General features: G+C 72.2%; 4 protein-coding genes. 3 read left to right on the top strand and 1 reads right to left on the bottom strand.

Translation table 11 applies throughout. From position 1 onward, the window contains the following. Window positions 1-57: 57 nt before the first annotated feature. The 3 genes from FRANEAN1_RS29375 to FRANEAN1_RS29385 all read left to right on the top strand — a co-directional run bounded on the left by FRANEAN1_RS29375 (window position 58) and on the right by FRANEAN1_RS29385 (window position 6,610). Window positions 58-3,147, top strand: coding sequence for a serine/threonine-protein kinase (locus FRANEAN1_RS29375; protein ID WP_020463379.1), 3,090 nt, complete (start codon window positions 58-60; stop codon window positions 3,145-3,147). Between the two features lie 90 nt (window positions 3,148-3,237). After that, a complete protein-coding gene (locus tag FRANEAN1_RS29380; protein ID WP_049795788.1) occupies window positions 3,238-5,037 on the top strand; it encodes a protein kinase in 1,800 nt (599 codons plus the stop codon). A 625-nt stretch (window positions 5,038-5,662) separates the two neighbouring features. Continuing rightward, the gene (locus FRANEAN1_RS29385) at window positions 5,663-6,610 is read left to right on the top strand and encodes a methionyl-tRNA formyltransferase (RefSeq protein ID WP_020463381.1); all 948 of its coding nucleotides are present in this window, start codon (window positions 5,663-5,665) and stop codon (window positions 6,608-6,610) included. 134 nt (window positions 6,611-6,744) lie between these two features. Here FRANEAN1_RS29385 and FRANEAN1_RS29390 read toward each other — a convergent pair whose 3' ends face one another. Then, window positions 6,745-7,737: an iron-siderophore ABC transporter substrate-binding protein gene (locus FRANEAN1_RS29390; protein WP_020463382.1), complete on the bottom strand. Its 993-nt coding sequence runs from the start codon at window positions 7,735-7,737 to the stop codon at window positions 6,745-6,747. Window positions 7,738-7,824 lie beyond the last annotated feature (87 nt).

A 7,824-nucleotide genomic window follows, 5' to 3' on the forward strand; every position in this document is an offset into this window, starting at 1 on the left:
TGAGCGGACCGGATGTGATCCCATGAAATCGTCAACGCGCAGCGGAGAGGACAACCGATGTCAGGCGAGCGCCGGGGCGAACCCGGTCCAGCCGGTCCACGCGCTCTCGTCGGGCGTCGGTACCGGCTGGACGGGGTGATCGGCCAGGGCGGCTTCGGTGTCGTGCACCGGGCCACCGACGAGCTGCTCGGCCGGCAGGTCGCCGTCAAGGAGGTCCGGCTCCCCACCGACGGCAGCGAGCGGGAGCGGGAGCTCGCGCGGGAGCGGGTGCTGCGGGAGGCGCGCGCCGCCGGCCGGCTGCATCATCCCGGCGCGGTCGCGGTCCTGGACGTCATCGCCGAGGGCGACCTGCCCTGGATCGTCATGGAATTCGTCGACGGGCGGTCCCTGTCGGCGATCATCGAGGAGCGCGGGCGGCTCGGGGTCGGCGAGGTCTGCCGCATCGGCATCAGCCTCGCCTACGCGCTGGAGGCCGCCCACCGCCTGGGCATCGTGCACCGTGACGTGAAGCCGAGCAATGTCCTGGTGACAGCGGACGAACGCGCCCGGCTCACCGACTTCGGGATCGCCGTCAGCCATGGCGACCCTCGGCTGACCAGCACCGGGATGGTTCTCGGCTCCCCGGCCTACCTGGCACCCGAGCGGGCCCGCGGCGACGCCGGAACGGCCGCCAGCGACCGGTGGGGGCTGGGCGCCACGCTGTTCACCAGCGTCGAGGGGGTCTCCCCGTTCCCCGGGAACGACCCGATCTCCATTCTCGCCGCGGTGGTGCAGAGCCGGCGCCGGCCGTTCCGCGCCGCCGGGCGGCTCGCGCCCGTGATCGACGATCTCATGGCCACCCACCAGGCACGCCGGCCGAGTCTGGCGACGGTGCGCTCGCGGCTGCGCGACATCCTCGAACGCGGCGGGGACACCCGGCCCTCCCGGGCCCGCAGCCGACCATCCCGGCCCGCGGTAACAGCGATCACTCCGACGTCGGGCACACCCGCGGCCCCCGCACCCGTCGCCCCCGCACCCGTCGCCCCCGGGCCTCCGACGGCCCCGATCCCGGCCGGGTTCGCGGCGGACGGCGGTGACACGTTCACCGCGGGCGGAGCATCCACGGGCGGCGCATCCCCGGCCGACCAGGACACCGTGGTCAGCCAGTATGCCGGGCCCGACGAGACCACCGTCCTCGGCGAGTCCGTCCTCGGTGGACCGGCGACCGCCGGCGCGCGCGCCGGTGAGACGCACAACGCCATGGCGGAGGACGACGAAACGTCCGACGACCACTCGTCCCCGGAGGACGGCGGCGCGGACCTGACCGCGCTGCTCACGGGCACGACGACAGCACCGGCCGGCGGCGCACCCGCCGGCCCACCGCCAGCCGCCCCGGGGCTGGCCGGCACCGTGCTGATGAACGCGGCGCCCAGCGAGGCACCACCGGACGACACCATGCCTGGCGAGGCACTGTCAGACGACACCGTGCCCGGCGGCCCACTGTCGGACGACACCCTGCCCGGCGAGACACCATCAGACGACACCCTGCCCGGCACCCTGCCCGGCGAGGCGCCGCCGAATGACACCGTGCCCGGCGGGGTGCTGGCGGACGACACCCTGCTGGCCGAGGCATCGCCGGACGGAACCGTGCTGACCCGGACGTCGCCGGCGAGCACGGGCAACACCGGGTCCGACGCGGACAATGACACCCGCATCGACATCGGTACAGACAGCGCGGCGGTCATCGCCGCGGAGGATGCCGGCTCCCCGATACCGGACTCGGCGGCCGTCGAACCCACGGCGAGCCGGGTCGGGGCAGGCGAGCCGGCGACGAGCGACGCACGGCCGGCGGGAACGGCGAGACAGTCGGGAACGGCTGGTGCGCACCCGCGGTTGACCGGTCGGCTGGAGCGGCTCCGGGCGATGGAGCGGCGGCGGGGCGCGACGGTTGAGCGTCCCCGGGGCGCTGAGCGGCTGCGACCGGTCGACCGCATGCGGGCACTCGGTGGCATCCCGGCGCGGGCGCGGACATCCCAGGACTCGTTGGATCCGATGACCGGCGGCCTGCCGATACCCGGCGCCGGTGCGGCATCGGCCGCGACGGGAACGGTGCCGGGCCCGGCCGGTTCCGCGGGCACCGAACCGGCCGCCACCACGGCCACCGGGACAGCCAAGGCCACCGGGACAGCCGGGACGAGGAGTACGCCCGACGCCACGGGAACGCCAGGCACCGCCACGGAACCGACGTCCGCTGTGGGGCGCCGGTACTCGGCGGCCGCGGCGTTGTTCTCCCGGCCGGGCAGGTCCACGGCCTCCGGCGATTCCGGTCCGGGGATCTCCGCGGGTCCGTCGAGCGCATCCCGCGCCGCCGCCCATCCGCGACGGGAGCCGGAGCAGGAGCCGCCGACGAGTGGGCAGAACCTGTTCCGCCCGCCCTCCGAACGGCAGCCGGAGGAGCGGCGGCACCCGGGTGGGGTGCTGGGGCGTCCGGACGGGGCGAGCGCCGTTACGCCCAGCCGCGGACGTCGCCTGGCTGTGATCCTCATCGCGTCCGTCGTCGTGATCGCGCTTGCGGTCGTCGCCGCCGTCCTGGTGTTCGGCGGGGGTGACGACGGTGCGGAGCCGGCCGGAGCCGGGCCGCGCCCGACCGTCCAGGCTGACCAGGAAGCCGCAGCAGTCCAGGCTGGAGACCTGGTCGCGTCGAATTCTGAGCCGGTCACGGCGCCTCCGGGCTGGGTCTCCTACGTCGATCCGACAGGCTGGTCGATCGCCTACCCGTCGCGCTGGCAGCGGCGGCCCGGCCCCGGGGGCGAGGGGAATACGGACTTCGTGGATCCGGCTACTGGTACGTTCTTGCGCATCGGGAGCATCGCGAGTGCGAACACCTCCGCTATTGAGGACTGGCGCACGAACGAAATCAGCTTCCGGGATCGAGTGCGGGACTACCGGCGGGTACGGATCGAACCAGGTGACGGGGCGGACGGCGCGACACAGGCCGACTGGGAGTTCACCTACGCCTCCGGTGGGGGGACGGTGCATGTGCTCAACCGTGGCGCGGTGCGAAACGGGCATGGATACGCTCTGTACTGGTACACGGCCGAGGAGCTGTGGGAGGCGGATCAGCCGCTCATGCGACAGCTCTTCGCGACCTTCAGGCCGGCCTCATGAGGAGCCTCAGGGCCGGTTGCCGGCCTGACGGGTCCGATGGCCGGCGGGGTTGCGTCCGGTCCAGTCAATTCGTCTGTCAGACTTGACTCGATGGCCAGATCGGCGAGCGTGCCCCCCGACACCTCTCGGCACGGCACACCCCGCTATGTAGCGCAGCGCTACCGCCTCGACACACCTATCGGGCGCGGTGGCGCCGGCGTTGTGTGGTGCGGCGAGGACGAGCTGCTCCAGCGGCCAGTCGCAATTAAGGAAATCCTCGTGCCGATGGCGGGCGCGCAGGCGGAGCGGGATGCCATCCGGGCCCGGGTGCTGCGCGAGGCGCGTGCGCTGGCCCGGCTGCACAGCCCGGCCATCGTCTCGGTCTTCGACGTCGTCGAGGAGCACGAGCGGCACTGGATCATCATGGAGCTCGTCGACGCGGACAGCCTCGGCGACACCATCAAGAACCATGGCCCGCTGCCGTTCGACCAGGTCGCCGCGATCGGGCTGGCGCTGGCCGACGCCCTCGCCGCCGCCCACTCGGCCGGTGTGCTGCACCGTGACGTGAAGCCGGGCAACGTCCTGCTCGGCCGGGACAACCGGGTTCGCCTCACCGACTTCGGCATCGCCGCGACCGAGGGCGACGTGACCCTGACCGGGACGGGCGCGCTCGTCGGCTCCCCGGCCTACATCGCCCCGGAGCGGGTGCGTGGCTCCTCGGGCACGCCCGCGAGCGACCTGTGGGGGCTCGGCGCGACGCTCTACTCGGCGGTCGAGGGCTGCCCGCCCTTCGAGGGCCCGGAGACCTACGCGGTGCTGAGCGCCGTGGTGGAGGGCCGGCGGCGGCCGTTCCGGCTCGCCGGGCCGCTGCGCGGGCTGCTCACCGACCTGCTCGACCGTCCCGCCGAGCTGCGCCCGGACGTCGACGAGATCCGCCGCCGGCTGACGCCCATCGCGCGCAACGCCACCCCCGTCCCCGATGTCGTGACGAATCCGCGCGGCCGCCAGTCCGAGCCCGCCGCGGACGAGCCCTCGTCTGACGACGGCCTGGAGAACCTGGCCCCGCCGCCGCCTTCGTCGGTGCCACGGACCGACCGCCAGCCGGCGCCGAGCGGCGACATCGGGGTGACCGACCGGCTGATGCCGGGCCGGGAGATGACGCCCCTGCCGCCGCGGGCGGACCTGTCGACTCCGGGCGACGATCTGACGGCCGTCGGGCACGCGCCGGTGACCGGGCCGGGCGTGGCGAGCACTGGCCCGCACGACGACATCACCCAGATCGGCGCGCTCGCCGCGGCCGTCGACATGTTCGACCAGGACGACGCCAACATGGCCGCCGGCCTGCTCTCGCTGGACCGGGACGGCGAACGCGCCGGTCGCGGGGGCGGCGTCTCGCACCGGGCACCGGCCGCGGGGCGCGGCGACCACCGCGGCGACGCCCCCCGTGGATCGGCCCGCAAGGGTCGGCCGCCGACGATCGCGATCGTCGCCGGCGCGGCGGTGGCGGTGCTGGCGGGTCTCGCCGTCGCGCTCACCCTGCTGTTCACCGGCAACGGGGGCGGCTCCGACGGCACCAGCGCGGAGGGCACGTCTCCCTCGCCGTCGTTCGCCCCGCGGACACCGGACCCGCTGCCGACCACCGACGTGGTCGTCACCGAGCCGGTTCAGACGCCGAACCGGCCGGCCTACACGCCCCGGGCACGGCGGACGACCACTCCGACGCCTCCGCCCCCGCCGGCGGAGACCGATCCGCCCGAGACGACTCCCACGGCGGGGCCGACAACACCACCGGTGACCACCGCGCCGGCGTCGTCGGCACCTGCGACCACACCGCCGACGGAGGTCTCGCCGACCGGCGCTGGGCCCACGCCCACCCAGGTCGTCCCCACGCCCCCCGGCGGCGGCGCCTGATCACGGCCGGCACCGACCGCCCGGTCGGGTAGTCAGGTAGGTCAGGTCGACGGTCCGTGAACCGGCCGGTGACCGCCGGCCGGTGACCGCTGCCGCCGTGGTGCGGTTCGGTTCGGGCGTTGTTCGCTCCGGGTGTGGGGTCGGGCCGTCGGGATGCGCCCTGACGACGCGATTCGGGTCCGTGCATGCCCGATTCACTTGACATGCGCCGCGGAACATCACAACATAGGTAAGCCTCACTTAAGCGTCCGACGGTCATGTCGCGAGCGGGCTTCCGCTCGGCCCGCGTGAACCCCGAAGCACGAGGAGTCCGCTGACCGGAAAGGCTCGGCCACCGCGCCGCTTTCCGGCCGGCGGCACCGTCGCCGCGCGAGGGCCGGGCTCCGGTATTCCGGGGGCGGTCGCCCGCCAGCCCGCCGACGGGTCGGATTCCACGCGAGCCGGCGGCGCGGCGTATCCGGGGAAACCGGCGGCCGACACCTGACGTCACCGGCGAATCCCGCGACATCCCCGCCCTTGACCTGCCCGATTTCGAGAGCGCGACCGGCCGATCGGCGCATCCACCATGAAGCAGTGTTCCAGAGAAATCACCGCACGAAGCGCCGATCAGAGGAGAAGCATCGACATGCGCGTTGTAATGTTCGGATATCAGACCTGGGGACATCGAACACTGCAGGCGCTGCTCGACTCCGACAATGACGTCACTCTCGTCGTCACGCACGAAAAGGGCGAAGGCGATTACGAGAAGATCTGGGACGACTCGGTCGCCGATCTCGCCACCGAGGCCGGCGTGCCGGTGGCCATCCGGAACCGCCCCGATGACGAGGATCTGATGTCGCTGCTCAAGGCGGCCGACCCCGACGTCATCGTCGCCACGAACTGGCGCACCTGGATTCCGCCGCAGATTTTCAACCTGCCTCGACTGGGAACGCTGAACATCCACGACTCGCTGCTGCCGGCCTACGCCGGGTTCGCGCCGCTGATCTGGGCGCTCATCAACGGCGAGCCGGAGGTGGGCGTGACCGCGCACATGATGACCGACGTCCTCGACGCCGGTGACGTCGTCCTGCAGCGGCGGGTGCAGGTCGGCCCGCGCGACACGACGGCCGACCTGTTCCACCGCACCCTGGCCCTGTTCGGCCCGATGGCTGTGGAGGGCCTGGAGCTGATGGCGTCCGGGCGCACCGAGTGGGAGAAGCAGGACCGCTCGAAGGCGAGCTTCTTCCACAAGCGATCGCCGCTGGACAGCCTCATCGACTGGACCTGGACGGCCGAGGAGCTCGACCGGCTCGTCCGCGCCCAGTGCGACCCGTACCCCAACGCCTACACGTACCGCAACGGCGAGCGGCTGCGGATCGTCTCCGCGGAGGTGTCGAAGGGCATCTACGGCGGCACTCCCGGACGGATCTTCATCCGGGAGGGTGACGGGGTCGTCATCGTGGCCGGCGCCGAGGCGCGGCGCGGCCGCAGCCATGGGCTGCTGGTCCGGACGGTCCGCACCGACGACGGGCGCGAGCTGCCGGCGACGGAGTACTTCACCACGATGGGCGGTTACCTTACCCGGCAGCCGTAGCGGTCGGGGCTCGCCGCCGCCGCCGACGGCACCGGCACCACTGCTGACGCTGGCGGCGACGACGATCGGCGACGAGTCGGGTGACGCGCGCACGCCGCGCGTCACCCGGCTCGCCCGGACGTGATCCCGACTGGTCAGCCCGCCGCCGCGACCTTGGCCAGGGTGGGCTTGAGCTGCTCGAGCTGCCAGGGGATGTTCAGGATGGTCGGGTTGTTGACCGCACCCGCCGTGAAGGCGTCGACCTCCTGCGCCCGGCCGTCCATGACCGCCGGGATCCTCGTGTACAGCTCGTTGGCCTTCATCTCGGTGCGCAGTTCGTCGGTCGCGAAGCCGATCATCATGAAGTCGGCGTCGAGCTCACCGATCTTCTCCATGCTCAGCGCGCGGTCGACGACGCTCGCGGTGACCCGCGGCGACAGCTTCATCCCGAGCTGGCCGTAGAGCTGGATGGAGATCGTCTCCGGGTCGTCGATCACGGCGAGCCCGTTGGACTCGTAGTAGTAGCTGTAGCTGAACGTCTTGCCCGCCAGCCCGGGCAGCTCCGCGGCCGCGTCGGAGACGATCTTCTCGGTGGCTTCGATCGCCTTCGCGACGTCGGCCTCACGACCAACCGCCTTCCCGATCACCGTGCTCACGTCCTGCCAGGTCGAGATACCGGCGTCGGTCTCGTAGGCGACGGTCGGCGCGATCTCGCTGAGGCGGTCGTAGTAGTCCGCCAGCCCGTAGAAGTTCGTCGCGAGGATCAGGTCGGGATCGAGTGCGGCGATCTGCTCGAGGTTGAGGTCGCCGCTGGTGTCGAGCGCCGTGCTGTCCGCGAGGTCGATCCTGCCCTCGAGCCAGGGGAAGTCCCCGTCCGGCTTGCCGGGGTTCTGACCGTAGGCGATCGGCGTGATTCCGAGCGCCGCGAGCGTGTCCTCCTCGTAGCTCAGCGCGATGATTTTCTTCGGCTCCGCGGGAATGGTCGTCGATCCGAACGCATGCTTGATCGTGACCGGGAACCCGGCCGCCGCCGCGGTCCCCCCCTCCTGGGACGCGCCCCCGTCGTCATCGCTGCCGCAAGCCACGATTCCGACCATGACGGCCGCCGCGACGCATATCGCCGCGAGCGATTTTCTTATACCCCGCACCGCAACATCAACCTTCCGTAACTAGTTATGCAGCGAAATCGCTACCTGACTGGATTTTGGTCGGATTAACCAAAAATTCGTTGCGGC

This window comes from Parafrankia sp. EAN1pec, assembly GCF_000018005.1.
Taxonomy (GTDB): domain Bacteria; phylum Actinomycetota; class Actinomycetes; order Frankiales; family Frankiaceae; genus Parafrankia; species Parafrankia soli.